The organism is Amycolatopsis bartoniae (assembly GCF_014191255.1).
Classification (GTDB): domain Bacteria; phylum Actinomycetota; class Actinomycetes; order Mycobacteriales; family Pseudonocardiaceae; genus Amycolatopsis_E; species Amycolatopsis_E bartoniae.
Genome location: NZ_JACHWH010000001.1, coordinates 1,273,465 through 1,295,057 on the forward strand (window position 1 = coordinate 1,273,465; position 21,593 = coordinate 1,295,057).

The 21,593-nt window shown below is 70.8% G+C and carries 27 protein-coding genes and 1 pseudogene; 7 read left to right on the forward strand and 21 right to left on the reverse strand.

The features are described 5' to 3' along the window. Window positions 1-55: 55 nt before the first annotated feature. The 10 genes from FHX82_RS06235 to FHX82_RS06275 all read right to left on the reverse strand — a co-directional run bounded on the left by FHX82_RS06235 (window position 56) and on the right by FHX82_RS06275 (window position 8,085). Entirely contained in the window at window positions 56-628 is a 573-nt protein-coding gene (locus tag FHX82_RS06235) for a nucleotidyltransferase family protein (RefSeq protein WP_145934694.1), read from the reverse strand. Then, entirely contained in the window at window positions 621-1,418 is a 798-nt protein-coding gene (locus tag FHX82_RS06240) for an IclR family transcriptional regulator (protein ID WP_145934695.1), read from the reverse strand. Before FHX82_RS06240 ends, FHX82_RS06235 begins: the two co-directional genes overlap by 8 nt. A 9-nt stretch (window positions 1,419-1,427) precedes the next feature. Continuing rightward, window positions 1,428-1,826, reverse strand: a complete 399-nt coding sequence (gene pcaC, locus FHX82_RS06245; protein WP_145934696.1) for a 4-carboxymuconolactone decarboxylase — start codon at window positions 1,824-1,826, stop codon at window positions 1,428-1,430. After that, the gene (gene pcaD, locus FHX82_RS36510; protein ID WP_222425958.1) at window positions 1,823-2,596 is read right to left on the reverse strand and encodes a 3-oxoadipate enol-lactonase; all 774 of its coding nucleotides are present in this window, start codon (window positions 2,594-2,596) and stop codon (window positions 1,823-1,825) included. Before pcaD ends, pcaC begins: the two co-directional genes overlap by 4 nt. Further along, a complete protein-coding gene (locus tag FHX82_RS36515) occupies window positions 2,593-3,927 on the reverse strand; it encodes a class-II fumarase/aspartase family protein (RefSeq protein WP_145934698.1) in 1,335 nt (444 codons plus the stop codon). Before FHX82_RS36515 ends, pcaD begins: the two co-directional genes overlap by 4 nt. Next, on the reverse strand, window positions 3,920-4,465 hold the full coding sequence (gene pcaG, locus FHX82_RS06255; RefSeq protein ID WP_145934699.1) for a protocatechuate 3,4-dioxygenase subunit alpha: 546 nt from the start codon (window positions 4,463-4,465) through the stop codon (window positions 3,920-3,922). Before pcaG ends, FHX82_RS36515 begins: the two co-directional genes overlap by 8 nt. A 73-nt stretch (window positions 4,466-4,538) precedes the next feature. After that, the gene (gene pcaH / locus FHX82_RS06260) at window positions 4,539-5,282 is read right to left on the reverse strand and encodes a protocatechuate 3,4-dioxygenase subunit beta (RefSeq protein ID WP_145934700.1); all 744 of its coding nucleotides are present in this window, start codon (window positions 5,280-5,282) and stop codon (window positions 4,539-4,541) included. A gap of 45 nt (window positions 5,283-5,327) precedes the next feature. Beyond that, on the reverse strand, window positions 5,328-6,503 hold the full coding sequence (locus FHX82_RS06265; RefSeq protein WP_145934701.1) for a thiolase family protein: 1,176 nt from the start codon (window positions 6,501-6,503) through the stop codon (window positions 5,328-5,330). Then, window positions 6,503-7,228 carry a CoA-transferase subunit beta gene (locus FHX82_RS06270; RefSeq protein ID WP_145934761.1) on the reverse strand — a complete coding sequence of 242 codons (726 nt, stop codon included), beginning with the start codon at window positions 7,226-7,228 and terminating at the stop codon, window positions 6,503-6,505. Before FHX82_RS06270 ends, FHX82_RS06265 begins: the two co-directional genes overlap by 1 nt. Before the next feature lie 38 nt (window positions 7,229-7,266). Then, a complete protein-coding gene (locus FHX82_RS06275) occupies window positions 7,267-8,085 on the reverse strand; it encodes a CoA transferase subunit A (RefSeq protein ID WP_145934702.1) in 819 nt (272 codons plus the stop codon). An 84-nt stretch (window positions 8,086-8,169) separates the two neighbouring features. Between FHX82_RS06275 and FHX82_RS06280 the strand changes: the two genes are divergently transcribed. After that, window positions 8,170-9,087 carry a 2-hydroxyacid dehydrogenase gene (locus FHX82_RS06280; protein ID WP_145934703.1) on the forward strand — a complete coding sequence of 306 codons (918 nt, stop codon included), beginning with the start codon at window positions 8,170-8,172 and terminating at the stop codon, window positions 9,085-9,087. A gap of 24 nt (window positions 9,088-9,111) precedes the next feature. Beyond that, a complete protein-coding gene (locus FHX82_RS06285) occupies window positions 9,112-9,795 on the forward strand; it encodes an HAD family hydrolase (protein ID WP_145934704.1) in 684 nt (227 codons plus the stop codon). 374 nt (window positions 9,796-10,169) lie between these two features. Here the strand turns inward: FHX82_RS06285 and FHX82_RS06290 are convergent, their stop codons facing one another. Both FHX82_RS06290 and FHX82_RS06295 read right to left on the reverse strand, forming a co-directional pair. Further along, window positions 10,170-10,475 (reverse strand): HesB/IscA family protein, encoded by a 306-nt coding sequence (locus FHX82_RS06290; RefSeq protein WP_145934762.1) that lies wholly within the window; start codon window positions 10,473-10,475, stop codon window positions 10,170-10,172. A 133-nt stretch (window positions 10,476-10,608) separates the two neighbouring features. After that, on the reverse strand, window positions 10,609-11,052 hold the full coding sequence (locus FHX82_RS06295; RefSeq protein WP_145934705.1) for a hypothetical protein: 444 nt from the start codon (window positions 11,050-11,052) through the stop codon (window positions 10,609-10,611). A gap of 98 nt (window positions 11,053-11,150) precedes the next feature. Between FHX82_RS06295 and FHX82_RS06300 the strand changes: the two genes are divergently transcribed. Continuing rightward, the gene (locus FHX82_RS06300; RefSeq protein ID WP_145934706.1) at window positions 11,151-11,582 is read left to right on the forward strand and encodes a GtrA family protein; all 432 of its coding nucleotides are present in this window, start codon (window positions 11,151-11,153) and stop codon (window positions 11,580-11,582) included. Window positions 11,583-11,843: 261 nt separating this feature from the next. Continuing rightward, window positions 11,844-12,515 (forward strand): RNA polymerase sigma factor ShbA, encoded by a 672-nt coding sequence (shbA, locus tag FHX82_RS06305; protein ID WP_145934707.1) that lies wholly within the window; start codon window positions 11,844-11,846, stop codon window positions 12,513-12,515. On the opposite strand, the gene FHX82_RS06310 is transcribed toward shbA, so the two are convergent. The 4 genes and pseudogenes from FHX82_RS06310 to FHX82_RS06325 all read right to left on the reverse strand — a co-directional run bounded on the left by FHX82_RS06310 (window position 12,512) and on the right by FHX82_RS06325 (window position 14,557). Beyond that, the gene (locus FHX82_RS06310) at window positions 12,512-13,492 is read right to left on the reverse strand and encodes a TIGR03557 family F420-dependent LLM class oxidoreductase (protein WP_145934708.1); all 981 of its coding nucleotides are present in this window, start codon (window positions 13,490-13,492) and stop codon (window positions 12,512-12,514) included. The genes shbA and FHX82_RS06310 overlap by 4 nt on opposite strands. After that, a complete protein-coding gene (locus FHX82_RS06315; RefSeq protein ID WP_145934709.1) occupies window positions 13,471-13,800 on the reverse strand; it encodes a WhiB family transcriptional regulator in 330 nt (109 codons plus the stop codon). The genes FHX82_RS06310 and FHX82_RS06315 overlap by 22 nt, the downstream gene beginning before the upstream one ends. Before the next feature lie 56 nt (window positions 13,801-13,856). After that, window positions 13,857-14,150, reverse strand: a pseudogene (locus FHX82_RS06320) (GNAT family N-acetyltransferase); the annotation flags it as partial. Then, on the reverse strand, window positions 14,114-14,557 hold the full coding sequence (locus tag FHX82_RS06325; RefSeq protein ID WP_145934710.1) for a MaoC family dehydratase: 444 nt from the start codon (window positions 14,555-14,557) through the stop codon (window positions 14,114-14,116). The pseudogene FHX82_RS06320 and the gene FHX82_RS06325, both read right to left, overlap by 37 nt. 37 nt (window positions 14,558-14,594) lie before the next feature. Here FHX82_RS06325 and FHX82_RS06330 point away from each other — a divergent pair, with 37 nt between their 5' ends. After that, on the forward strand, window positions 14,595-15,749 hold the full coding sequence (locus FHX82_RS06330; RefSeq protein ID WP_145934711.1) for a saccharopine dehydrogenase family protein: 1,155 nt from the start codon (window positions 14,595-14,597) through the stop codon (window positions 15,747-15,749). A 6-nt stretch (window positions 15,750-15,755) separates the two neighbouring features. Here FHX82_RS06330 and FHX82_RS06335 read toward each other — a convergent pair whose 3' ends face one another. Beyond that, window positions 15,756-16,256, reverse strand: a complete 501-nt coding sequence (locus tag FHX82_RS06335; protein WP_145934712.1) for a metallophosphoesterase family protein — start codon at window positions 16,254-16,256, stop codon at window positions 15,756-15,758. 100 nt (window positions 16,257-16,356) lie between these two features. Between FHX82_RS06335 and FHX82_RS06340 the strand changes: the two genes are divergently transcribed. Continuing rightward, window positions 16,357-18,138 (forward strand): VanW family protein, encoded by a 1,782-nt coding sequence (locus FHX82_RS06340; protein WP_145934713.1) that lies wholly within the window; start codon window positions 16,357-16,359, stop codon window positions 18,136-18,138. On the opposite strand, the gene FHX82_RS06345 is transcribed toward FHX82_RS06340, so the two are convergent. Then, entirely contained in the window at window positions 18,122-18,838 is a 717-nt protein-coding gene (locus FHX82_RS06345; protein WP_145934714.1) for a TetR/AcrR family transcriptional regulator, read from the reverse strand. The two genes, FHX82_RS06340 and FHX82_RS06345, sit on opposite strands and share 17 nt — an antisense overlap. A gap of 122 nt (window positions 18,839-18,960) precedes the next feature. Between FHX82_RS06345 and FHX82_RS06350 the strand changes: the two genes are divergently transcribed. Further along, a complete protein-coding gene (locus FHX82_RS06350; RefSeq protein WP_145934715.1) occupies window positions 18,961-19,146 on the forward strand; it encodes a DUF5302 domain-containing protein in 186 nt (61 codons plus the stop codon). 65 nt (window positions 19,147-19,211) lie between these two features. Here FHX82_RS06350 and FHX82_RS06355 read toward each other — a convergent pair whose 3' ends face one another. The 3 genes from FHX82_RS06355 to FHX82_RS06365 all read right to left on the reverse strand — a co-directional run bounded on the left by FHX82_RS06355 (window position 19,212) and on the right by FHX82_RS06365 (window position 21,531). Continuing rightward, window positions 19,212-20,285, reverse strand: a complete 1,074-nt coding sequence (locus FHX82_RS06355; protein ID WP_145934716.1) for a Glu/Leu/Phe/Val family dehydrogenase — start codon at window positions 20,283-20,285, stop codon at window positions 19,212-19,214. A 120-nt stretch (window positions 20,286-20,405) separates the two neighbouring features. After that, entirely contained in the window at window positions 20,406-21,131 is a 726-nt protein-coding gene (locus tag FHX82_RS06360; protein WP_145934717.1) for a tryptophan 2,3-dioxygenase, read from the reverse strand. 4 nt (window positions 21,132-21,135) lie between these two features. Continuing rightward, window positions 21,136-21,531 carry a RidA family protein gene (locus FHX82_RS06365; RefSeq protein ID WP_145934718.1) on the reverse strand — a complete coding sequence of 132 codons (396 nt, stop codon included), beginning with the start codon at window positions 21,529-21,531 and terminating at the stop codon, window positions 21,136-21,138. Window positions 21,532-21,593 lie beyond the last annotated feature (62 nt).

Consider the following 21,593-nt stretch of genomic DNA (forward strand, 5'->3'; position numbering starts at 1 on the left):
TAAGCAGATCACCCCGGCTGTCCACGTCGAACCCGGCTGCCGGGCTTCTCGTAGGTCACCCCTGAGCCGCAGGCAGATCGTCCGGGGTGTCCACGTCGAAACCGCTGCCCAGGTCGCCGCACTCGATCAGCTGCACGTCCTGCCGGGGGGCGAGCCAGTCGCGGGCACCTCGGTCACCGTTCGCACTGTCCGCTACTTCCGACCACCAGCGGCGGCCGAAGAGCACCGGGTGCCCCGGCTTTCCGTCGTAGGCGGCGCGGGCCACGACGTCCGGCGACGCGAGCGCTGTCAGGCGGGCCACGATACGGGCGTCCACCTTGGGCAGATCGACCAGATGCACGAGCACGGCGTCGGCCTTCGGGAGGGACCGCAGCCCGGCCCGCAGCGACGCTCCCATGCCCGTCGCCCAGTCCTCCGCGTCCACCGCGAGCGACGGGTCCGGCAGAAGCGCCCGGACGTCTTCCGCCTGAGCGCCCACCACCACCCGCACCGGGGCGCAGCCGCCGTCTGTCAGGACGCGCAAAGCGCGGCGCACCAACGGTTCCCCGCCCAGCTCGACCAGTGCCTTCGGGCGCCCGAAGCGACGGCCCGCGCCGGCGGCGAGCAGCAGCCCCGCGCAGCTACCCACGGCGCGCCTGCACCGGGGCGTGGGCGAGATCGCCCTCGATGCGCTTCGCCGTGGCCAGCAACGCCGGCAGCATCTCCTCACACACCCGCTCACGGCTGGTCCGGCTGGCGTGGGTGGACACGTTGACCGCCGCGATCACCCTGCCCCGCCGGTCGCGGATCGGGGCGGCGATCGAGCGCAAGCCCTCCTCCAGCTCCTGGTCGACCAGTGCCCAGCCCAGCACCCGCACGGCCTGCAGCTCTTTCAGCAGCGCGTCGGAATCGGTGAGGGTGTGCGAGGTCAGCTTGTCCAGGCTCGCCTTCGCGAGGTACTCCGCCAGCTCCCCGTTGTCGAGCCAGGCGAGCAGCACGTGCCCCATCGACGTGGCGTGCGCGGGAAACCGGGTGCCGACGTTGATCGTGACGGTCATGATCCGCGAGACCGCGACGCGCGCGACGTAGACGATGTCCGTGCCGTCCAGCACCGAGACCGAACTGGACTCGCGCACCTCCGCCGACAGCCGTTCGAGGTGCGGCTGCGCGACGTCCGGCAACGTCATGCTCGACAGGAACGCGTACCCCAGCTCCAGAACCCGCGCCGTCAGTGAGAAGTACTTCCCGTCGGTGCGGACGTAGCCGAGGTCGACGAGCGTCAGCAGGAACCGCCGGGCCGCCGCGCGGGTCAGCCCCGTCGCCCTGGCCACATCGGACAGCGTCAGCTCCGGCGCGCCCGCGTTGAACGCGCGGATCACCGCGAGGCCGCGCTCCAGCGACTGCACGTGGTGGGCCGCACGCTCCTCCGGCTCGGTCATGGGAAGAGATTACTTGCGCGGCTGCGCCGTCGGTTCGCCCATCTCGGCCAGCGTCTTCTGGGCCAGGGCGAACGCGGCGTTGGCGGCGGGCACGCCCGCGTAGACGGCGGTGTGCAGCAGCACCTCGCCGATCTCGTCGGGGGTCAGGCCGTTGGTGACGGCCGCGCGGACGTGCATCGGGATCTCGTTCTCGCAGTGCAGCGCGGTCAGCACGGCGAGAGTGATGCAGCTGCGCGTCCTGCGGTCGAGGCCCTCGCGCGTCCAGATCGAGCCCCACGCCGACCGGGTGATGTAGTCCTGGAACTTCTGCGTGAACTCGGTGGCGTTCGCGCCCGCGCGGTCGACGTGGGCGTCGCCCAGGACCTCGCGGCGGACCTTCATCCCGGCGTCGAAAACCTCGTCGCTCACGCGACTCCCTCCAGGTGCTCGAGGATCAACTGGTTGAAGCGTTCGGCCTGCTCGTAGCTGCCGAGGTGCGCGGCGTGGTCGACGACCTCGAACCGCGCGCCGGCGATGCCGTCGGCGATGACCCGACCGTGGTCCGGCGGCAGTGCCTTGTCGTCCGCGCCGGAGATGACCAGCGTCGGCGCGGTGATCTTGGGCAGCCCCGGCACGAGGTCGAGGTCCGCGAGCAGCTCGCAGCACGCCGTGTAGCCCTCGGCGGGTGTCGTGGCCGTCATCTCGCGCAGGGCGGCGGCCTCGTCCGGGTGCGCGTCGATCCACTCGCGCGTGAACCAGCGGCCGATGCTGCCTTCGGCGATCTTCGCCATGCCCTCGGCCCGGACCTGCTTGACGCGGTCGAGCCACATCTGGGTGTTGCCCGGCTGCGCGGACGTGCAGGCCAGCACGAGACTGCGGACCCGCTCGGGCGCGTTCTGCCCCAGCCAGATCCCCGTCATGCCGCCCAGCGACAGCCCCACGAAGTGCACCGCGCCGATTTCCAGCCTGTCCAGCAGGTCGAGCACGTCGCCGCCGACGTCCTCGATGCCGTACGGGCCGGACGGCACCGGCGAGCGCCCGTGCCCGCGGGTGTCGTAGCGCAGGACACGGAAACCGTGGTCCACCAACGGTTTCACCTGCGGATCCCACATGTGCAGGGTGCTGCCGATGGAGTTGCTCAACACGACGACCGGGCCGTCGGCGGGACCGTCGAGCACGTGGTGCACGGCGACGCTCACAGGGTTTCCTTTCGCTGGGCGTGGGCTGCCAGCGCGCGCTCGACGAAGACGCGCGCGCTGCCCAGATAGTCTGCCGGGTCCAGCAGCCGGGCGATGTGGTCCCGGGTCAGGTGCTTGCCGACCAGCGGATCCTCGGCCAGGAGGTCGGCCAGCTCGCCGTCGCCCGCGAGCGCCTTCTTGGTGCACTCGGTGACCGCGTCGTGCGCCGCGAGGCGGCCGGTCTCCTTCGCCAGCTCGGTGGTGACCCGCTCGGAGAGGATGGCGCCTCCCGTGGCGTCGAGGTTCTGCCGCATCCGGGCGGGGTCGACGCGCAGCCGCTCCAGGCTGGTGCGCAGCCAGTACACGGCGGATCCGGTGGTGCGGAACAACTCCGTGAGCGGCCGCCATTCCGCGTGCCACGAGCCGGCCGCGCGCTGGTGCTCCTGCGTCATCGCGGCGAGCAGCGTGCCCACCAGGCCCGGCGCCTGCTGGGCGGCGGCCTGCGCGGCGACGGCCGCGACCGGGTTGCGCTTGTGCGGCATGGTGGACGAGCCACCGCTGCCCTCGGCGATCTCCGCGACCTCGGCCACTTCCGTCTGTGCCAGCAGGGTGAGGGTGCGGCTCGCGCCGCCGACCACTCCGGACAGCTCGCCGAGCGCCCCGGCCAGCTCCGCGATCCGCGTCCGTTCGGTGTGCCACGGCAACGCGGGCTCCGCCAGCTCCAGCCGTCGGCTGAACGCGGCCAGCACCTCCGGCCCCCGCTCGCCGAGCGACGCGAGCGTGCCGGTGGCTCCGCCGAGCTGCGCGGCCGGGCGCAGCTGCGCCAGCCGCCGCGCCGCGGCGTCCAAACCGGACAGCCAGCCGGCCGCGGTGAACCCGAACGTCACGGGAATCGCCTGCTGCAACAGGGTTCGCCCGGCCTGCACCGTGCCCGCGTGCTCGCCCGCGAGCCGGGCGGCCAGCTCCGCCGCCGCGTCGAGCTCCTCCCGCAGCGGTTCGAGCGCCCGCTTCGCGACCAGCATGGCCGCGCTGTCCATCACGTCCTGGCTCGTGGCACCGAAGTGGACGTAACGAGCCGCCTCGCCGCCGACCTTCGTGGTGAGCTCGCGGACCAGCGGCGCCGCGGGATTGCCGACGCCGACCGCCTTCGCACCGATCTCGGCCGTGTCGAAGTAGCCCTCGCGGCAGACCTCGGTGATGCGGTCGGCGTGCTCGCGCGCTATCAGCCCGGCGTCCGCCTCGGCGCCCGCGAGGGCCGCCTCGACGTCGAGGAGCGCACGCAGCCAGGCCGCGTCACTGACCTCGTCACGGACGGGCCCCGCGGCGAGCACCGGGTCGAACAGCTCAGACATCGAAGAACACTGTCTCGCCTTCACCCTGCAAGCGCACGTCGAAGCGGTACCCGTCCTCGGTCTTCTCCGCGATCAGGGTGTGCCGCCGCTCCTCCGGGACCGACTGCAGCACCTCGTCCGCCGCGTTGGCCTCGGTGTTCTCCGGGAAGTAGATCCGCGTGACCACCCTGTTGAGCATCCCGCGGGCGAACACGGACACGTCGATGTGCGGCGCCTGCGTGCGGCCCTCCGTGCCCGGCAGCGCACCCGGCACGAGCGTGAGGATGCCGTAGGTGCCGTCCGGGGCGGTCGGGCACCGGCCGAAGCCGCGGAAACCGGAGACCCGGCCGCGCGGGTCGTCGGGGTGGTCGAAGCGGCCGTCCGGGTCGGCCTGCCAGGTCTCGATCAGTGCGTCCGGGATCGGGTCGCGCGCGCCGTCGGTGACGAGGCCGCGGATCCACACCGCGCCCCGGGTGCCCTCGGGTACGACGGTGGGGCCGTCCTCCCAGGGCAGGCCGAGGGACAGGAACGGGCCGACGGTCTGCGAAGGGGTGGTCATTCGTCCTCCACTGCGTTCTGCGGGACACCCGCACCCGATCGGACGAGCGAGCGCTGAAGGGCGGGATTGTCGCTCACTCGTCCTCTTCCTCCTCGTTCTCGAAGACCGACGCCTCGCGGCCGCGGACCACGATGTCGAACTCGAACGCGAGCGCCCAGTGGTCGACGGTGCGGCTCATGTCGAACTTCGAGATCATCCGCTGCCGGGCCTTCTCGTCCGGGATCGAGTTGAAGATCGGGTCCTGGAAGAACAGCGGGTCCTCGGGGAAGTACATCTGCGTGACCAGGCGCTGTGTGAAGGCCAGGCCGAACACGGAGAAGTGGATGTGGGCCGGGCGCCAGGCGTTGTCGTGGTTCTTCCACGGGTACGCGCCAGGCTTGATCGTGGTGAACTCGTACCGCCCCTCCGAGTCGGTGACCGTGCGGCCGGCACCGGTGAAGTTCGGGTCGAGCGGGCCGGGCCAGTTGTCGCCGATGTGCCGGTAACGGCCGGAGGCGTTGGCCTGCCAGATCTCGATCAGCGAGTGCGGGATCGGCCTGCCGTCACCGTCGAGCAGCCGGCCGTGGACGATGATCCGCTGTCCGATCGGCTCCCCGTCGTGCTGCACGGTGAGGTCGTTGTCGTGCTCGCCGAGCCTGCCGGGGCCGAGCAGCGGGCCGGTGACCTCGGTGAGCATCTGCGGCAGCAGGCTCAGCGGCTGCTTGGGGTGCCGGAACGTGGTGGACCGGTAGGAGGGCGAGTCCAGCGGCGGATGGGTGCCCTCGGGATCCCGCCGGTACTGCGGCAGGATCAGCCTGTCGCTCGTCGGTGCTGCCATAGCACTTTCCCTTTCCTTCAGTGCTGTTTCCGAAGCCGTCCCCGGTCAGGCTTCGAGGACGACGGCCAGCCCCTGGCCGACGCCGATGCAGATGGCGGCGAGGCCGTAGCCGCCGCCGCGGCGGCGCAGCTCGTACGTCAGGGCGCCGAGGATGCGGCCACCGGAGGCACCCAGCGGGTGGCCGATCGCGATCGCGCCGCCGTTGACGTTGACGATCGACGGGTCGAGCTTCGGCCAGTCGGCGAGGCACGCGAGCGACTGCGCGGCGAACGCCTCGTTCAGCTCGACGGCCTTGAGGTCCTCCCAGCCGATGCCCGCCCGTTCGAGCGCGATCTCCGCGGCCCGGACCGGGCCGATGCCGAACACGTCCGGGTCCACCCCCGCCGCGCCCCGGCCCGCGATGCGGGCGAGCGGCGTCTTGCCCAGCCTGTCCGCGGCCTTCTGGTCGCCCAGCAGCACCGCCGACGCGCCGTCGTTGAGCGGCGAGGCGTTGCCCGCGGTGATGGTGCCCTCCTTGCGGAAGGACGGCTTGAGCTTGGCCAGCTTCTCCGCGGTGGAGTCGGCCCGGATGCCCTCGTCGCGGGTCAGCTCGGTGCCGGGCACCGGCACCACGTGGTCGTCGTAGAACCCGGCGTCCCACGCCTTCGCCGCGTTCAGGTGACTGCGCAGGGCGAACTCGTCCTGCGCCTCGCGCCCGATGCCGTAGCGCTCGGCGAGTCTTTCGGTGCTCTCGCCCAGCGAGATCGTCCACTGCTCCGGCATCTCCGGGTTGACCATGCGCCAGCCCAGCGTGCTGGAGTGCAGCGTCTGGTTGCCCGCCGCGAACGCCTTCTCCGGCTTCAGCAGGATCATCGGCGCCCGGCTCATCGACTCCACGCCGCCCGCGACGACGAGCGACGCGTCACCGGTCGCGATGGAGCGGCTGGCCTGCATGGCCGCGTCCAGGCCCGATCCGCAGAGGCGGTTGACGGTGGTGCCCGGCACACTGGTGGGCCAGCCCGCGAGCAGCGCCGCCATCCTGGCCACGTTGCGGTTGTCCTCCCCGGCCTGGTTCGCGTCGCCGAGGACCACCTCGTCGACCGTCGCCGGGTCGAGGTCGCTGCGCTCGCGCAGCGCCTTGAGCACGTGCGCGGCGAGGTCGTCGGGGCGGACCTTCGCCAGCGCGCCGCCGTAGCGGCCGAACGGGGTGCGGATCGCGTCGAGTACGAATGCCTCGGACATCACTTGGCAGCCTTCAGTTCGCGGAGGGTCTGGAGTTCGGTCTCGGTGGGGGCGGGCGTGCGGGACAGCTCGGGTGAGACCTTCAGGTCCCAGCCCGTCGCTTCGCGCACCTGCTCGACCTCCACGCCTTCGTGCAGCTGGGTGAGGACCAGCTCACCCGTCTCGTCCGGGCGGAACACGCCGAGGTCGGTGATCACCAGCGTGGGGCCCGCGCCGCGCAGGCCGAGCTTCTCGCGCTCGCCGTGGCCCCTGCCGTGCCCGAACGAGGTGATGAAGTCGACCTTCTCGACGAAGCTGCGCTTGCTCTGGCGCACCACGACGTACACCTCGCGGCACGACGCCGCGATCTCCGGCGCACCACCCGCGCCCGGCAGCCGCACCTTCGGGTGCGCGTAGTCGTCGCCGATCACGGTGGTGTTGATGTTGCCGAACCTGTCCAGCTGCGCCGCGCCGAGGAAACCGATGTCGATCCGGCCGGGCTGGAGCCAGTAGTTGAACACCTCGGGCACGCTGATCACCGCGTCCGCCGTCTCGGCGAGTATCCCGTCGCCGATCGACGCGGGCAGCCGCCCCGGCTTGGAGCCGAGCGTGCCCGACTCGTAGACGAGCACGAGATCCGGCGCGTGCGTGCGGCGCGCGAGGTTCGCCGCGGTGGAGGGCAGGCCGATGCCGACGAAGCACCGCTGGCCGCCGGACAGCGCGCGGGCAGCGGCGATGGACATCATCTCGTCGGATGTGTACGTGCGCTCTTCGGTCGTCGCAGTCACTTCGCCGCCTCCATCCCGAACACCTTCTCGTTCAGCCACTGTTCGAACGAGTCCCGATTCCGGCCAATGGAATCCCAATACTCGTAATATTCGTTGTCCCTGTCGTAGTAGCCCTGCGCGTACGACGGATGCGCGCCGTGCGGCGCCTCGGCGACCGCGGTGACGGCCCACGACGGCAGGATCAGCTGCCCTGGCACGGGTTCCAGCTCGTCGACCACCTCCTCGACGGTGACGAGGCTGCGCTTCGCCGCGAGGACGGCCTCCTTCTGCACGCCGACGAGCCCCCAGATCTGCACGTTGCCCGCCCTGTCCGCGCGCTGCGCGTGGATGACCGACACGTCCGGGTTCAGCGCCGGGACCGCCGCGAGCTGCTCGCCCGTGAACGGGCACGTGATCTGCTTGATGGTGTCGGTGTGCTTCGGCAGATCGGTGCCGGTGTACCCGCGCAGCACGGCGAACGGCAGCCCGGAGGCACCGGCGACGTACCGGTTGGCCATGCCCGCGTGGCTGTGCTCCTCGATCTCCAGCGGCACCGGCCACGAGTTCTGCACCGCGTCGCGGAACCGGTGCAGCGAGCCCACTCCCGGGTTGCCACCCCACGAGAAGACCAGCTTGCGCGCGCAGCCCGCGCCGATCAGCTGGTCGTAAACGATGTCCGGCGTCATCCGCACCAGCGTCAGGTCCTTGCGGCGCTGGCGGATGATCTCCTGCCCCGCGGCGTGCGGGATCAGGTGGGTGAACCCTTCGAGCGCGACGGTGTCCCCGTCGTGCACCAGCCGCGCGACCGCGTCACGCAGGGGCAGTATCTCGGCCATCGGCTACTCCGTTCGCATCCCGCACAGAAGTTCTCCATAAGAACTTACTTGTTCCGAGCGTTCCGCGCAAGGGAAGGTGGGTGCATGCGGATCGTGGTGACGAGGCGGATATCCGAGGCGGCGCTGGTCGAGCTGCGTGCCCTGGGCGAGGTGTGGGTGTCGGAAGCGGATCGCCCGCTGGAGCCCGAAGAGCTGGGGAAGGCGGTGGCCGGCGCCGACGCGGTGGTGAGCATGCTCCACGACCGGATCGACGCCTCGGTGGCGGAAGCCGCCGGACCTCAGCTGCGCATAGTCGCCAACGTAGCGGTGGGGTACGACAACATCGACGTGCCCGCGCTGGCGGAGCGCGGCGTCCACGTCACGAACACGCCAGGTGTGCTCACCGACGCGACGGCCGACCTCGCGTTCGGACTCCTGCTCGCGCTCACCCGGCGGATCGCGGAGGGCGACAGGCTCCTGCGGGCGCGGCAGCCGTGGTCGTTCCACCTCGGGTTCATGCTCGGTTCCGGCTTGCAGGGCAAGACGATGGGCATCGTCGGCGCCGGGCAGATCGGCAGGGCGGTCGGCCGCCGGGCCGAGGCGTTCGGCATGCGCGTTGTCTACAGTGGACGATCCGACCCGAAGGAGGAACTGCTGCGGACGGCGGACGTCGTGTCACTGCACTGCCCGCTCACCCCCGAAACCAGGCACCTGATCGACGCGGACGCGCTGGCGACCATGAAGCACACCGCGTTCCTCATCAACACCACGCGGGGTCCGGTGGTCGACGAGTCCGCACTCGCGGACGCGCTGCTGGCGAACGAGATCGCGGGCGCGGGGCTGGACGTCTTCGAGCACGAACCGGAAGTCGAACCACGACTGCTGGAGCTGGACAACGTCGTGCTCACACCACACCTGGGCTCCGCGACGGTCGAGACGCGCACCGAGATGGCCCTGCTCGCGGCCCGCAACGTCGAGGCGGTGCTCACCGGCGGGGAGCCGGTAAATCCCGTGCACTCCTGAGTGGTACGGCAGTACAGTTTTTGCGTGCGGCAGACACTGATCTTCGACGCCGACGACACGTTGTGGGAGAACAACGTCGTCTTCGAACGCGTCATCGACGACTACCTGGGCTGGCTCGCCCACCCGACACTGGACCGTGCCGCGCTGCGCGCGATCCTGGACGACATCGAGCGGGCGAACGCGGTGGCGCACGGCTACGGCACCCAGGTGTTCCTGCGCAGCCTGCACGACTGCTTCGAGCACCTGCGCGAGCGGCCCGCGACCGAGGCCGAACGCCAGGAGATCCTCGCGCTGGCCGACGCGCTGATCAACCTGCGGGTCGAGCTGATCCCCGGCGTCGCGGAGACGCTCGAAGAGCTGAGCACGCGGCACGACCTGCTGTTGCTGACCAAGGGCGACCCCGAGGAGCAGCAGCGCAAGCTGGACGCCTCGGGCGTGGTGCACCACTTCGGCAGCGTCCACATCGTGCGCGAGAAACACGACGGCACGTACCGGGGCCTGGTCGAGGAGCACTCGCTGCGGCCGGACCGGACGTGGATGATCGGGAACTCACCGAAGTCGGACATCCTGCCCGCCCGCCGCGTGGGGCTGAACGCGGTGTTCATCCCGAACACGCACACGTGGGTGCTGGAGCACGACGAACTGGACCCGCATGACGACGGGGTCCTGCACCTGGAGCGGTTCCCGGAGCTGCTGGCGCATTTTTGAGCCCGGGCGCGATGGTTGGCGCACGTCGGGGCTGCGTGCGGGAGCGGCTGGGTGAGGCGGCGGACTCCGGATGAGTGGCCGACAGCGGGACGCTGGGCCCGGGGTCGCCTGAACAGAGAGGCGGCTGGGCGGGGAAGCACGGGACAGCGCGGCGAACGTGGCACGAACCGCCAGCGGGCGCCGGGCCGGGTTGGCGCACGTCGGGGCTGCGTGCGGGAGCAACTGACTGCCACGGCAGGGCCCACCGAGAGCGAAGGGGCCACCAGTGGGGCGCGGTGAACGGATGAGCCGCCAGCCGGAACACCGACCCCGGACACAGCGCAGCCGGCTCCTCGCACCCAGAGAGAGGAGCCGGCTGCCTGCGGAAACCGCGGTCAGACGCCCACGGCCGGGGCCGGCATCACCGCGAAGTTCAGCTGTCCCTCGTCGTCCTGCTGGACGTCGAGGACCTTGTCGTCGAGGAACTGGGCCGCCTGCGGCTCCAGGAACACCCTCGCCCCGTCGTCGGTGCCCAGCACCTGGTCGCCCGCCTCGGGCTGCTCCGCCAGCGAGAGCGCGAGCTGCGCGCCCTCCTCCTGCTGGGCCTGTACCGCGAAGCGCAACCCCCCGGTCTCCTGCTTGCCTTCCTGGGTGGTCAGCGCGCTGATCGCCTCGGCGGCGGCATCGGTCATCGCGAGCATGGTGATCATCCCTTCGGTTCTCGTGCGCTCGTCCCCACGACCGTAGAGGTCTCGGAATGGTCACGCCGCCCCGCACCGGCAGCTTTGGCCGAAAACCCGCCGTTCCCCCAGTTCACCCCGGGAGTGACGGATGTCACTGCGGGGCTGTCGGCGGCGTCCGGAACGTCTCCGCGACCGAGCCACCCGGCTTGTCCGCGTTCTGGTCCTCCTCGACCGACGGCACGCCCCGCGGCGAGTCGGCGTCGTCGCGCACGAGCGTCTCCGGCGTGCCGACCTGGTCGTCGACGCTCTCGTCGAGCTGCTCGGCCGGGGTGGTCGCCGTGGTCGGCCGGTCCGGGTCCTCCGGCTGGACGTCCGGGCGCTCCTCGCGCAGCCGGTCCTCCAGCGGCTTGCCGTCACGTTCCTCGTTCGGGGTCGTGCCGAAGCCGTCGGAGAAGGCGTAACGCTCGGGCGGCTCGATGCCCTCTTCGAGCGGGTCGACCCGGAGGCGGTCCTCGTCCAGATCCTCTGCGCTGTTCAGCGCCGCGGGATCGGATTCGACGGAATCGGGAACAGGATGTCCATGCGCCTCACTCATGGAGCAGCGGTACCCGAGGTCAAGGCCGGGCAAACCCGAGATCAAGCTCACTCGCTTGTATCGTGCAAGAAGTTGCTGAGTGTAGGTAAGTTGTGGACATGACCACCGCGCAGTGGACCCGGCCCCGTGCCGAGCACCGGGTCGACGGCACCCACCCGGTGTTCTGGTACGTGGTCGCCGGCGTCGTGACCACCGGACTGCAGGAGCTCGTCTTCCTCGCCGCCCGGCCGCTGATGCCGTCCGTCGCGGCGAACGTCCTCGCCATCGCGCTCACGACGGTCGCCAACACCGAGTTCCACCGCCGGGTCACCTTTTCGACGATGCACACGTCCGCGGTGAAGCTCCACATCCAGTCGATCGGCACCTTCGCCTTTTACGCCGGGTACGGCTCGGTGGTTCTGCTCGTGCTCCAAGCATTCGTCGGTTCACCCTCGGCGACACTCGAAGCGGTGATTCTTGCCATCACCAGTACGGTGGGCGGAATCTTACGGTTCGTGGTCCTTCGTTGGTGGGTTTTCACCACGGACTGAGCGCCACCGAATGGATACGGAACTCACCGGTAACGGCGGAAAGTGACCGCCCACCAAGCAATCGCGGCCATTCCGCTGCTGCAAACGGGGTATTCCCGAAAGATTGCTTGTTGAAATCTCACACGCCGCATACGATTACGCTCAGTCGCATCGAGAGCGGATCGGCAGGGACCTTTTGGGGAGTGTCCGCTCGCGATCGTGACAGACGTTGACCTGACGACGACCGGTCGGTAGGTCTCCGTTGTCGTTGGGGAGTCGACCATGAAAACCGAAGTCCCGCCTGTCGTTCCTGTGCCCGCAGAAGCTCAGGTGCCCGGGTTCACCACGCCGCAGACCTTTCCACGGGGGGCCGCCTCACGGCTGACCAAGGAAGAGCTCGACCCCGCGGTGAAGGATGCCGCCACCGGGCATCCGGCCGCCGTCGAGCGCCTGATCAGCATGATCACGCCCGTCGCCGTGCGGTACTGCCGCGCCCGCCTCGGCGGCCGCGACCTGTCGTACCTCTCGGCCGACGACGTCGCGCAGGAGGTCTGCCTGGCCGTGCTGCACGCGCTGCCGAACTACCAGGACCGCGGCGGCTCGTTCCTGTACCTGGTGCACGCGATCGCCTCGAACAAGGTCGCCGACGCCTACCGCCTGGTCTCACGCGACCGGTCGGACCCGGTCGCCGAGCTGCCCGAGCGCCCGCTCGCGGACAACGAGCCGGAGAAGTACGTGCTCGACGGCGACCTCGGCGCCAGGCTGAACGGGCTCATCGCCACCCTGCCCCCGCTGCAGCAGGAGATCCTGACCCTGCGGCTGATCGTGGGCCTGTCGGCGAACGAGACCGCCGAGGCGCTCGGCATCTCGGCGGGCAACGTCCGCGTCACCCAGCACCGGGCCCTCACGAAGCTGCGCACCATGATCACCCGCGACGGTGACCTGGTCGGCTAGCCGTAGGTCTTCTCCAGCGCCGGGAGCAGGTCGGACTTCGCGAACTCGAAGAACGGGTCCTGCTGGTCGCCGCCGATCTGCACGAACGCGAGGTCGGTGAACCCAGCGTCGGCGAACGGCTTGACCGCTTCGACGATCGCGTCCACGTCCGCGCCGCACGGGATCGACTCCGCCACGTCGGACTGCCGCACGTACTGGGTCGCCCCCGCGAACGCGGACGTGCCCGGCAGTTCGGCGTTGACCTTCCAGCCGCCGCTGAACCAGCGGAACTGCTCGTGCGCCCGGCGCTCGGCCGCCTCCCGGTCGGTGCCGAACGAGACGGGCAGCTGCGCGAACTTGCGCGTCGCGTCGGCGCTCGCCTTCGCGCGCTCGGCGTCCCATGCCTTGACCAGGTCACCCTTGGGCTCGGTGGCGATCAGGGCGTCGGCGACCGGCGCGAACCGCGACACCGACTGCTGCCCCGACACCGCGATCCCGATGGGGGTCCGGCGGTCCGGCAGGTCCCACAGCTTCGCCGAGTCCACGCGGTAGTGCTGCCCGGAGAAGTTGACGTAACCGCCGTCGAACAGCTCCCCGATGATCTCGACGGCCTCGGCGAGCATCTCGTGCCGCACGTTGGCGGGCGGCCAGCCGCGGCCGACCACGTGCTCGTTCAGGTTCTCGCCCGCGCCGAGGCCCAGGATGAACCGGTTGTCCGAGAGCAGGGACACGGTCGCCGCCTTCTGGGCGACCACCGCCGGGTGGTACCGCATGATCGGGCACGTCACGAAGCTGAGCAGCTCGACCCGGTCGGTGACCTGGCTGACGGCGCCGAGCACGCTCCACGCGTACGGCGCGTGCCCCTGCGCGTCCAGCCAGGGCGAGTAGTGGTCACTGGAGACCTCGAACGCGAAACCGCTTTCCTCGGCGGCCTTCGCGTGCCGGACCAGTTCCTTCGGCCCGGCCTGCTCGGTCATCAGGGTGTAACCGAAACGCACTCCTGCTCCCCCTCGGCTTCGGCTTGGAGCTGCTTGCGGCGCGCGATGGCGGCGCGGCGCTCGGTCTCGTCCAGCCCACCCCAGACACCGAACGGCTCTTCGACGGTCAGCGCGTGGTGGCGGCACTCCACGATCACCGGGCACGACATGCAGATGCGCTTGGCCCTGGCGACGCGGTCGGCTCGCGCGAAGCCGCGCTCTCCGTCAGGATGGAAGAAGACCGAGCTGTCGAGGTTCCGGCAATTGCCGTGGCGCTGCCACTCCCAGGTTTCGGCGACCGGGGTAGGCAGGCGTGACGTGTCCGCCATGTTCGAACTCCCTCGCGACGTGCTGTCGCGCCCGGGCTACCCCGCTTCTCGCCGCGCTAATCCCTGCACAGGGAAGAAAAAATCTTCTCGAACCAGTGATCGGCGTACAACCGCTCGCCGTAGGGCTCCACTTCGCGGTATCCGTGCTTGGCGTACAGCGCCCTGGCCTCGACAAGATCGCTGCGGGTGTCCTGGTGCATCACTTGTGCACCGTTTCGGCGGGCCGCTTCCTCCGCCGCGCGCAACAGCGCCGAGGCGACGCCGCGGCCGCGGGTAACGGCCTCCGGGTGGTCGACCGGCAGCCGGGTGATCCTCATCGCCGTCGTACGAGGTTCAGCGCGAGCGCGGAGAACACCAGCTCGTCGTCCTGGTTGAGCAGCTCGATGCGGGTGCGGACGAGGCCACGGTCGGGCTTCGACTTCGAGGGTCGGGCCTCCACGACGGTCACGCGCAGGCGCAGCTCGTCGTCTGGGCGCACGGGCCTCGGCCAGCGCAGCTCGTCGATACCGGGGCTGCCGAGACTCGAAACCGGCGACAGGTAGTTGTCCGCGAGCAGGCGCATCATCATGCTCGCCGTGTGCCAGCCGCTGGCGATGAGGCCGCCGAACGGGCTCTGCGCGGCGGCTTCCGCGTCGACGTGGAAGGGCTGCGGGTCGTAGCGCGTGGCGAACTCGACGATCTCCTGCTCGGTCACCTTGACGGCGCCGAACTCGTGCGTCGAGCCCGGCACGTAGTCCTCGAAGTAGCGGTCGTTCATGCTGCGCAGCTTGCCACGCCCGTCACATACTGTCGGTATGGCCGAACCACGGAGCTTCGACGTCGTCCTCCTCGGCGCGACCGGCTTCACCGGCGCCCTCACCGCCGAGTACCTCGCGCGGCGGATGCCCGAGGGCGGGCGGTGGGCGATCGCGGGGCGCAACCGCGAGAAGCTGGAGGCGCTGCGCGCCCGGCTCGGGCTGCCGGCGCAGCTGCTGGAAGCGGACGTGACCGACCGGGCGTCACTGCGGAAGCTCGCGGAGTCGGCGAAGGTCGTGATCAGCACCGTGGGGCCCTACCTGGAGCACGGCGAACCGCTGGTGGCCGCGTGCGCCGAGGCGGGCACGGACTACGTGGACCTGTGCGGCGAGGCCGAGTTCTTCGATCTGGTGTACCTGCGCCACCACGAGACCGCGGCGCGCACGGGCGCGCGGATCGTCCACGCGTGCGGCTTCGACTCGGTGCCGCACGACCTCGGCGTGTTCTACACCGTCAAGCAGCTGCCCGAGGGGGTTCCGCTGCGGATCTCCGGCGCGGTACGGACGAACGCGACGTTCTCGGGCGGCACCTACGCCTCGGCGCTCGGGGTCTTCTCCCGGCTCGTGCCGATGGTGCGGACCGCGCGCGAGCGGGTCAGGGCGGAGGGACAGCCGGCGGGACGGCGGGTCCGGACGAACCCCGGGCTGCCGCACCGCGACCCCGGCACGGGCCGGTGGCTGGCGCCGCTGCCCACGATCGACCCGCAGGTCGTCGGCCGCTCCGCGCGCCTGCTCGACTCCTACGGGCCGGACTTCCAGTACCAGCACTACGTGTCCTTCAAGCGCCTGCCGACGCTCGTCGGCGCCGCGGCCGGAGCCGGCGCGCTGGTGGCGGCGACCCAGCTGCCGCCGGTGCGGAAAGCGCTTTCGGGCGTGCGGAAGCAGGGTTCGGGCCCGAGCGAGGAACAGCGGGCGCGGTCGTGGTTCAAGGTGCGCTTCACCGGCGAGGGCGGCGGAAAACGCGTGGTCACCGAGGTGGCGGGCGGCGACCCCGGCTACGACGAGACCGCGAAGATGCTGGGCGAGTCCGCGCTGGCGCTGGCCTTCGACCCCCTGCCGCCGACCGCGGGCCAGGTGACCCCGGCCGCCGCGATGGGCGACGCGCTCCTCGGGCGGCTCGTGGACGCGGGGATGGTGTTCCGGGTGGTCGCCTGAGGGCTGTCACCTGCGCGGCAGTGGGTGCAGCTCGACGTCGGTGAGCGCGCCCTTCGCGATGCGGGCCGTCAGGTAGGTGCAGACGGGCTGGCGGCGGCGGTCGGTCGGCGAGCCGGGGTTGAGCAGGCGCAGGCCGTTGTCGGCCACCGTGTCCCACGGGATGTGGCTGTGCCCGAACACCAGCACGTCGGTGTCGGGGAACGCCTCCGCGCACCGCTTCTCCCGGCCCTTCGCCGCGCCCGTTTCGTGGATCACCGCCAGCCGAACGCCGTCCAGCTCCGCGTGCGCGACCTCCGGCAGCCGTTTCCGCAGTTCAGGGCCGTCGTTGTTGCCGTAGACGCCGATCAGCCGCTTGCTGCGCGCTGCCAGCTCGTCCAGCAAGGCCACCTCCACCCAGTCACCCGCATGGATGACAACGTCGGCCCGCTCGACGGCGCGCCACACCTCGTCCGGCAGCGCCCGGGCGCGTTTGGGCAGGTGAGTGTCCGAAAGGATGGCGAGACGCATGCCTCACACCTACACACCCGCTGTCCCGCGCGCCACCGGGCGCCCGTAACCTTCCTCCCTGTTGTCCGGATTCCCGCCCACCTCAGGGGAAGGTGACCCGTTGCCGCAGGAACCCGTGTGGCCGACCACTGACGCCGAGCAGACCGACTACCTCGAACCGGTCACCGAAGTCATTCCCGCGGTCGAGCCGAAGCGCCCCCGCCGCGCCCTGCGCCGCGCCGCCGTCGTCGCGGGCTCGGTGCTCGGCGTGTTCGTCGCGCTGTACGCGGTCGACCTGCTGGTCAGCCAGGGCAACGTGCCGCGCGGGGTGACCGTGGCCGGTGTGGACGTCGGCGGGCTCAAGCGCGCCGAGGCCGAGGAGCGGCTGCGCGAACAGATCGAGCCGCGGCTGGTCCAGCCGGTGGCCCTGCGCGCGGGCGACGTCGACACCACGGTCGAGCCGGCGCGCGCGGGACTGAGCCTCGACTGGGCGTCCACTTTGGACCAAGCCGGCACGCAGCCGCTGAACCCGTTCACGCGCGTCACGTCCTTCTTCACCAGCCGCGAAGTCGGCGTGGTGACGCACGCGGACAAGGCGCAGCTGACCAACGCGCTGCAGAACCTGCGCACCCAGATCGACCGCCAGCCCGTCGAGGGCGGTATCCGCTTCGAGGGCGCCAAACCGGTCGCGGTCGAGCCGAAGCAGGGCCAGCAGCTGCAGGTCGACGACGCCGCCATCGCCGTGCTCGCCGACTGGGCCTCGGGCCATCCCGTGACGCTGCCCGTGCGGCTCACGCCGGTCGCCGTGTCGCCGGAAGCGGTGCGGACCGCGCTCACCCAGCTCGCACAGCCCGCCGTGTCCGGCCCGGTGGTCATCCACGGCGAGGGCAAGGACGCCACCGTCAAGCCCGAGGCGATCGCGGCCGCGCTTCGCTTCGAGCCCGCCGAGGGCGGCACGCTCGCCATGAAGGTGGACAACGCGAAGATCGTCGAAGCGGCGGGCCCGCAGCTCAAGTCGACGGAGAAGCAGGGCAAGGACGCGCAGATCGTGTTCAGCGGCGGCAAGCCGACGGTCGAGGAGTCCGTCGACGGCCGCGGCGTCGACTGGGACCCGACGCTGCAGCCGCTGCCGGACCTGCTGAAGACGACGGGCAAACGCGAGCTGACCGCGAAGTACGTCGACACCCCCGCGAAGGTCACCACCGAGCAGGCCAACCAGCTCGGCATCAAGGAGGTGATCGGCGAGTTCACCACCGGCGGCTTCGCGGCGGACTCCGGGGTGAACATCCGGACGGTCGCGCAGAAGGTCAACGGCGCCATCGTCAAACCCGGGGACACGTTCAGCCTCAACGGTTTCACGGGCCCGCGCGGCACCGCCCAGGGTTACGTCGAGGCGGGCGTGATCGAAAACGGCGCGCCCGCACGGGAAGTCGGCGGCGGGATCTCCCAGTTCGCGACCACGCTGTACAACGCGGCGTACTTCGCCGGGCTGAAGGACGCCGGGCACAAGGAGCACAGCTACTACATCAGCCGCTACCCGGCCGCCCGCGAGGCGACGGTGTTCCAGAACCCGGACGGCTCCAGCGTCATCGACCTGAAGTTCACCAACGACTCCGGCAGCGGCGTCGCCATCCAGACCATCTGGACGCCGTCGTCGATCACCGTGAAGCTGTGGGGCACCAAGCGGTACACGGTCGAATCGGTGCCGGGCGAACGGATCAACCCCGTCGACCCGACGCCGAAGCCGGGACCGGCGGAGAACTGTCACCCGTCCAACGGCGCGCCGGGGTTCACCACGAGCGACACCCGCATCCTGCGCGACGCGGCGACCGGGCAGGAGGTCCGGCGCGACAAGCGCACCGTGCACTACAACCCGCAGCCGAAGATCATCTGCGCCGGATGACCTCGAGCCGGGCCTCGATCCCGTCGAGGCAGCGCTCGATGGCGTAGTCGAAGGTGTCCGTGAAGTACGTCTCGCGGCGCTGCGGGTTCTCGGCGACGGCCCGCAGCGAAGCGCTCATGGCGGCGAGACCGGGCCGGGTGACGTCGTCGCTGTGCCGGCTCCACGCGGCGAGGTCGCGGGCGTGCTGCTCGGCGTGGCGGGTGTGCTCGTCCTCCACCGAGATCAGGTGGCAGATGACGTTGGTGAGGAAGCGGTAGACCTCCGCGCTCTCCTCGCCGAACCCGGCCAGCTGCAGGACGCACATGCCGCGGTCGATGGAGGGCGCGGCGGCCTCCGGGGTGAGGCCCTGCACGGAAATCCGCCGGGCGACACCGGGATAGCGCGAGAGCACCGTGCGCAGCTCGACGGCCAGCGCGCGGAACCAGTCGCGCCACGGCAGCCGTTCGGACGGCAGCGGGAACATGCCGATGACCCGGTCCACCACCGCGCGTACCACCGACTCCCGGTCACCGACGTGGTGGTAGATCACCGCCGGGTACGCCTGCACGGCCGCGGCCAGCTGGCGCAGCGTCCAGCTCTCCAGGCCGTGGTGCGCGGTGAGGTCCAGGGCCGCGGCGATGATCCCGTCCGGGGTCACGGCGGGCAGGCCCGCCGCGTCCCGCGAACGAGGCCGGCCGGGAACCGCAGCAGAGTTGGGCATGGGCTCACCCTAGCTGGCCCGTCTCCGTTACTGGCAGGCTGCCAGTTTCGGAAAAAACCCGATGGCGGAGTGACTTCCGGCGTGCGAGGCTGGGAGCGTTCGTCCGCGTCGAGGAGGTCCCCATGTCCGAAAGCCCGTCTTCCTCCGACAATCCCGAGGACGACCTGAAACGCAAGTTCCGGGAGGCACTGGAGCGCAAGCAGGCCGCGGGCCGTTCGGGTGGCCAGCACGAGCACGGCGGCGGCAAGGGGCAGCACGCACACGGCCCCGCGGCGGCGAAGCGCACCTTCCGCCGCAAGTCGGGTTAGGCCGTCGGGAGGCGATTTCCACCGCCCGGGCGGCCCGCCGAACCACGGGCCGCCCGGGCGGGCGCCTACGCCGGGGTCAGGATCGACCGCAGCCGCCCGACTTCCGACATCCGGCGCTCTGCCAGGCGGTCCGCCGCCGTGGCCGGTGGGACGCCCTCCGCCTCGGCGAGGGCGAACACCGCCTTCGTCGTGTCGTAGATGGCGCTCGCCTTGCGCTGGGCCCGCTGGAAGTCGAAGCCGTGCAGCTCGTCGCTCACCTGGATCACCCCGCCGGCGTTCACGAGGTAGTCCGGGGCGTACAGGATGCCGCGCTCCTCCAGCACCTTCTCGATGTCCGGGTGTGCCAGCTGGTTGTTCGCCGCCCCGCACACGACCTCCGCGCGCAGCTGCGGCACCGTCTCGTCGTTCAGCGCGCCACCCAGCGCGCACGGCGCGAAGACGTCCAGCGCCGAGCGCACCAGCTCGTCCCCGTCCGCCACCTCGACCTCGGGGTGCGCCGCCCGCACGGGCTCGATCGCCGCCGCCGACACGTCGCTCACCACGACCCGTGCCCCCGCCTCGACGAGGTGCCCCACGAGCAGGCGCCCGACCTTCCCCACCCCGGCCACGCCGACCCGCCGCCCGGCGAGGTCCGGCGAGCCCCACCGGTGCGACGCGCACGCGCGCATGCCCTGGAAGACCCCGAACGCCGTGAGCACCGAGGAGTCGCCCGCACCGCCGTCGTCGGCCGACCGGCCGGTCACGAACCGCGTTTCGCGGGCCACCACGTCCATGTCGGCGACGTACGTGCCCACGTCACAGGCGGTGATGTAGCGCCCGGCGAGCGACTGCACGAACCGGCCGTACGCACGCAGCAGCGCCTCGGTCTTGACCGTGGCCGGGTCGCCGATGATCACGGCCTTGCCGCCGCCGAGGTCGAGCCCGGCCAACGCGTTCTTGTACGCCATGCCCTTGGACAGCGCCAGCACGTCGGCCAGCGCCTCGTCCTCCGAGGCGTACGGGTAGCAGCGGGTGCCGCCGAGCGCCGGGCCCAGCGCGGTGGAGTAGATGGCGATGATCGCCTTCAGGCCGGTGGCCCGGTCCTGGCAGAACACGACCTGTTCGTGACCGCTTTCGCGGCCGAATACCCCTTCGGTCACGGTTCGTGACTCCTCATCGTGGGTGGCCGGCCGCTCGTGGCGCCGGCGCGGTTTCGGTTGTGGTGAGCCGGAAGATCTTCCCCGCTCACCCAGCAACCTAGCGCCACCGGCGGCGGCCCACTAGAGATCGCGGCGGATGGCCCACAGTTCGGGGAACACCGGCCGGAACAACGTGGCGCGCAGGTACTCCGCGCCCGACGAGCCACCCGTGCCCGCCTTGTCGCCGATGGTCCGCTCGACCATCTTCACGTGCCGGTAGCGCCACTCCTGCAACCCCTCGTCGAGGTCCACCAGGTGCTCGGCGACCAGCGCGGGCCCCTCGTCGTCCGCGTAGACGCGCGGCAGGTCGCCTTCGTAGCCGTGTGCCTTGAGGTAGGACTGGAACGACTCCCACAGCGAAGGCCGCGCCATCGCCTCGATGATCCGCTGTCGCCCCAGGTCGTCCGCCGCGTAGTGCTCGAACGCGCGCTCGTCGCGGCGGCCCAGCACGGCCTCCAGCTCGCGGAACTGCGCGGACTGGAAACCGCTGGCCGCGTCGAGCCGGGCTCGGAAGCTCGCGAACTGGCTCGGCGTCATCGTCTCCAGCACATCGATCTGCGCCACCACGACCTTGAGGATCGTCAGGATCCGCCGCAGCGTCCGTACCGCCCGCGCGGTGTCGCCCGCCTCCAGGCGTTGCTGCAGGTAGCGCACCTCGTGCAGCAACTGCTTGAACCACAGCTCGTACACCTGGTGGATGACGATGAACAGCATCTCGTCGTGCTCGTCGGAGCGTGGCCGTTGTGCGGCGAGGACCTCTTGGAGCGCGAGGTAGGACGTGTAGGTGAGGGCGGCGTCATCGGGCATGGGGTCAGGCTAGGGCGGCGGTGACGTCGAGCTCGACCAGCTGACCCGGAAATCCGAGGCACGTGACGCCGAGCAGGGTGCTCGCGGTGCTGAAGGCGCGGCCGAGCGCGGACCCGGTGAGCCGGTCCCAGACCGCCGAAAGCTCCGCCCGTTCGCTGCTCGCCACGTAGATCACCGTACGGACGACGTCCTCGGGCGTCGCGCCCGCGTCCTCCAGTGCCAGCAGCGTGTTGGCGACGATCTGATCGGTCTGGCCGAGCAGGTCAGGGGCGATCCGCCCGTCGGCGTCGAGCGGGCACTGCCCCGCGAGGAACACCAGCCGCGCGGCTTCGACACTGGTCACGTGGTGGTAGCCGGGGGTCGGGTGGAGGCCGGGCGGGTTGCGGCGTTCGATGGTCACACCAGCGAGCCTGACACGGAAAACTGTGGTCCACTATGGATTTTCGACAGGGCGGAAAGTCC

Excerpts from the sequence above, each read along its gene's own strand:
- FHX82_RS06240 (WP_145934695.1), bottom strand. The coding sequence starts at position 1,418 with ATGACCGAGCCGGAGGAGCGTGCGGCCCACCACGTGCAGTCGCTGGAG.
- FHX82_RS36515 (WP_145934698.1), bottom strand. The coding sequence starts at position 3,927 with ATGTCTGAGCTGTTCGACCCGGTGCTCGCCGCGGGGCCCGTCCGTGAC.
- pcaG (WP_145934699.1), bottom strand. The coding sequence starts at position 4,465 with ATGACCACCCCTTCGCAGACCGTCGGCCCGTTCCTGTCCCTCGGCCTG.
- pcaH (WP_145934700.1), bottom strand. The coding sequence starts at position 5,282 with ATGGCAGCACCGACGAGCGACAGGCTGATCCTGCCGCAGTACCGGCGG.
- FHX82_RS06265 (WP_145934701.1), bottom strand. The coding sequence starts at position 6,503 with ATGTCCGAGGCATTCGTACTCGACGCGATCCGCACCCCGTTCGGCCGC.
- FHX82_RS06270 (WP_145934761.1), bottom strand. The coding sequence starts at position 7,228 with ATGATGTCCATCGCCGCTGCCCGCGCGCTGTCCGGCGGCCAGCGGTGC.
- FHX82_RS06275 (WP_145934702.1), bottom strand. The coding sequence starts at position 8,085 with ATGGCCGAGATACTGCCCCTGCGTGACGCGGTCGCGCGGCTGGTGCAC.
- FHX82_RS06280 (WP_145934703.1), top strand. The coding sequence starts at position 8,170 with ATGCGGATCGTGGTGACGAGGCGGATATCCGAGGCGGCGCTGGTCGAG.
- FHX82_RS06290 (WP_145934762.1), bottom strand. The coding sequence starts at position 10,475 with ATGCTCGCGATGACCGATGCCGCCGCCGAGGCGATCAGCGCGCTGACC.
- FHX82_RS06295 (WP_145934705.1), bottom strand. The coding sequence starts at position 11,052 with ATGAGTGAGGCGCATGGACATCCTGTTCCCGATTCCGTCGAATCCGAT.
- FHX82_RS06300 (WP_145934706.1), top strand. The coding sequence starts at position 11,151 with ATGACCACCGCGCAGTGGACCCGGCCCCGTGCCGAGCACCGGGTCGAC.
- shbA (WP_145934707.1), top strand. The coding sequence starts at position 11,844 with ATGAAAACCGAAGTCCCGCCTGTCGTTCCTGTGCCCGCAGAAGCTCAG.
- FHX82_RS06315 (WP_145934709.1), bottom strand. The coding sequence starts at position 13,800 with ATGGCGGACACGTCACGCCTGCCTACCCCGGTCGCCGAAACCTGGGAG.
- FHX82_RS06325 (WP_145934710.1), bottom strand. The coding sequence starts at position 14,557 with ATGAACGACCGCTACTTCGAGGACTACGTGCCGGGCTCGACGCACGAG.
- FHX82_RS06330 (WP_145934711.1), top strand. The coding sequence starts at position 14,595 with ATGGCCGAACCACGGAGCTTCGACGTCGTCCTCCTCGGCGCGACCGGC.
- FHX82_RS06335 (WP_145934712.1), bottom strand. The coding sequence starts at position 16,256 with ATGCGTCTCGCCATCCTTTCGGACACTCACCTGCCCAAACGCGCCCGG.
- FHX82_RS06345 (WP_145934714.1), bottom strand. The coding sequence starts at position 18,838 with ATGCCCAACTCTGCTGCGGTTCCCGGCCGGCCTCGTTCGCGGGACGCG.
- FHX82_RS06350 (WP_145934715.1), top strand. The coding sequence starts at position 18,961 with ATGTCCGAAAGCCCGTCTTCCTCCGACAATCCCGAGGACGACCTGAAA.
- FHX82_RS06360 (WP_145934717.1), bottom strand. The coding sequence starts at position 21,131 with ATGCCCGATGACGCCGCCCTCACCTACACGTCCTACCTCGCGCTCCAA.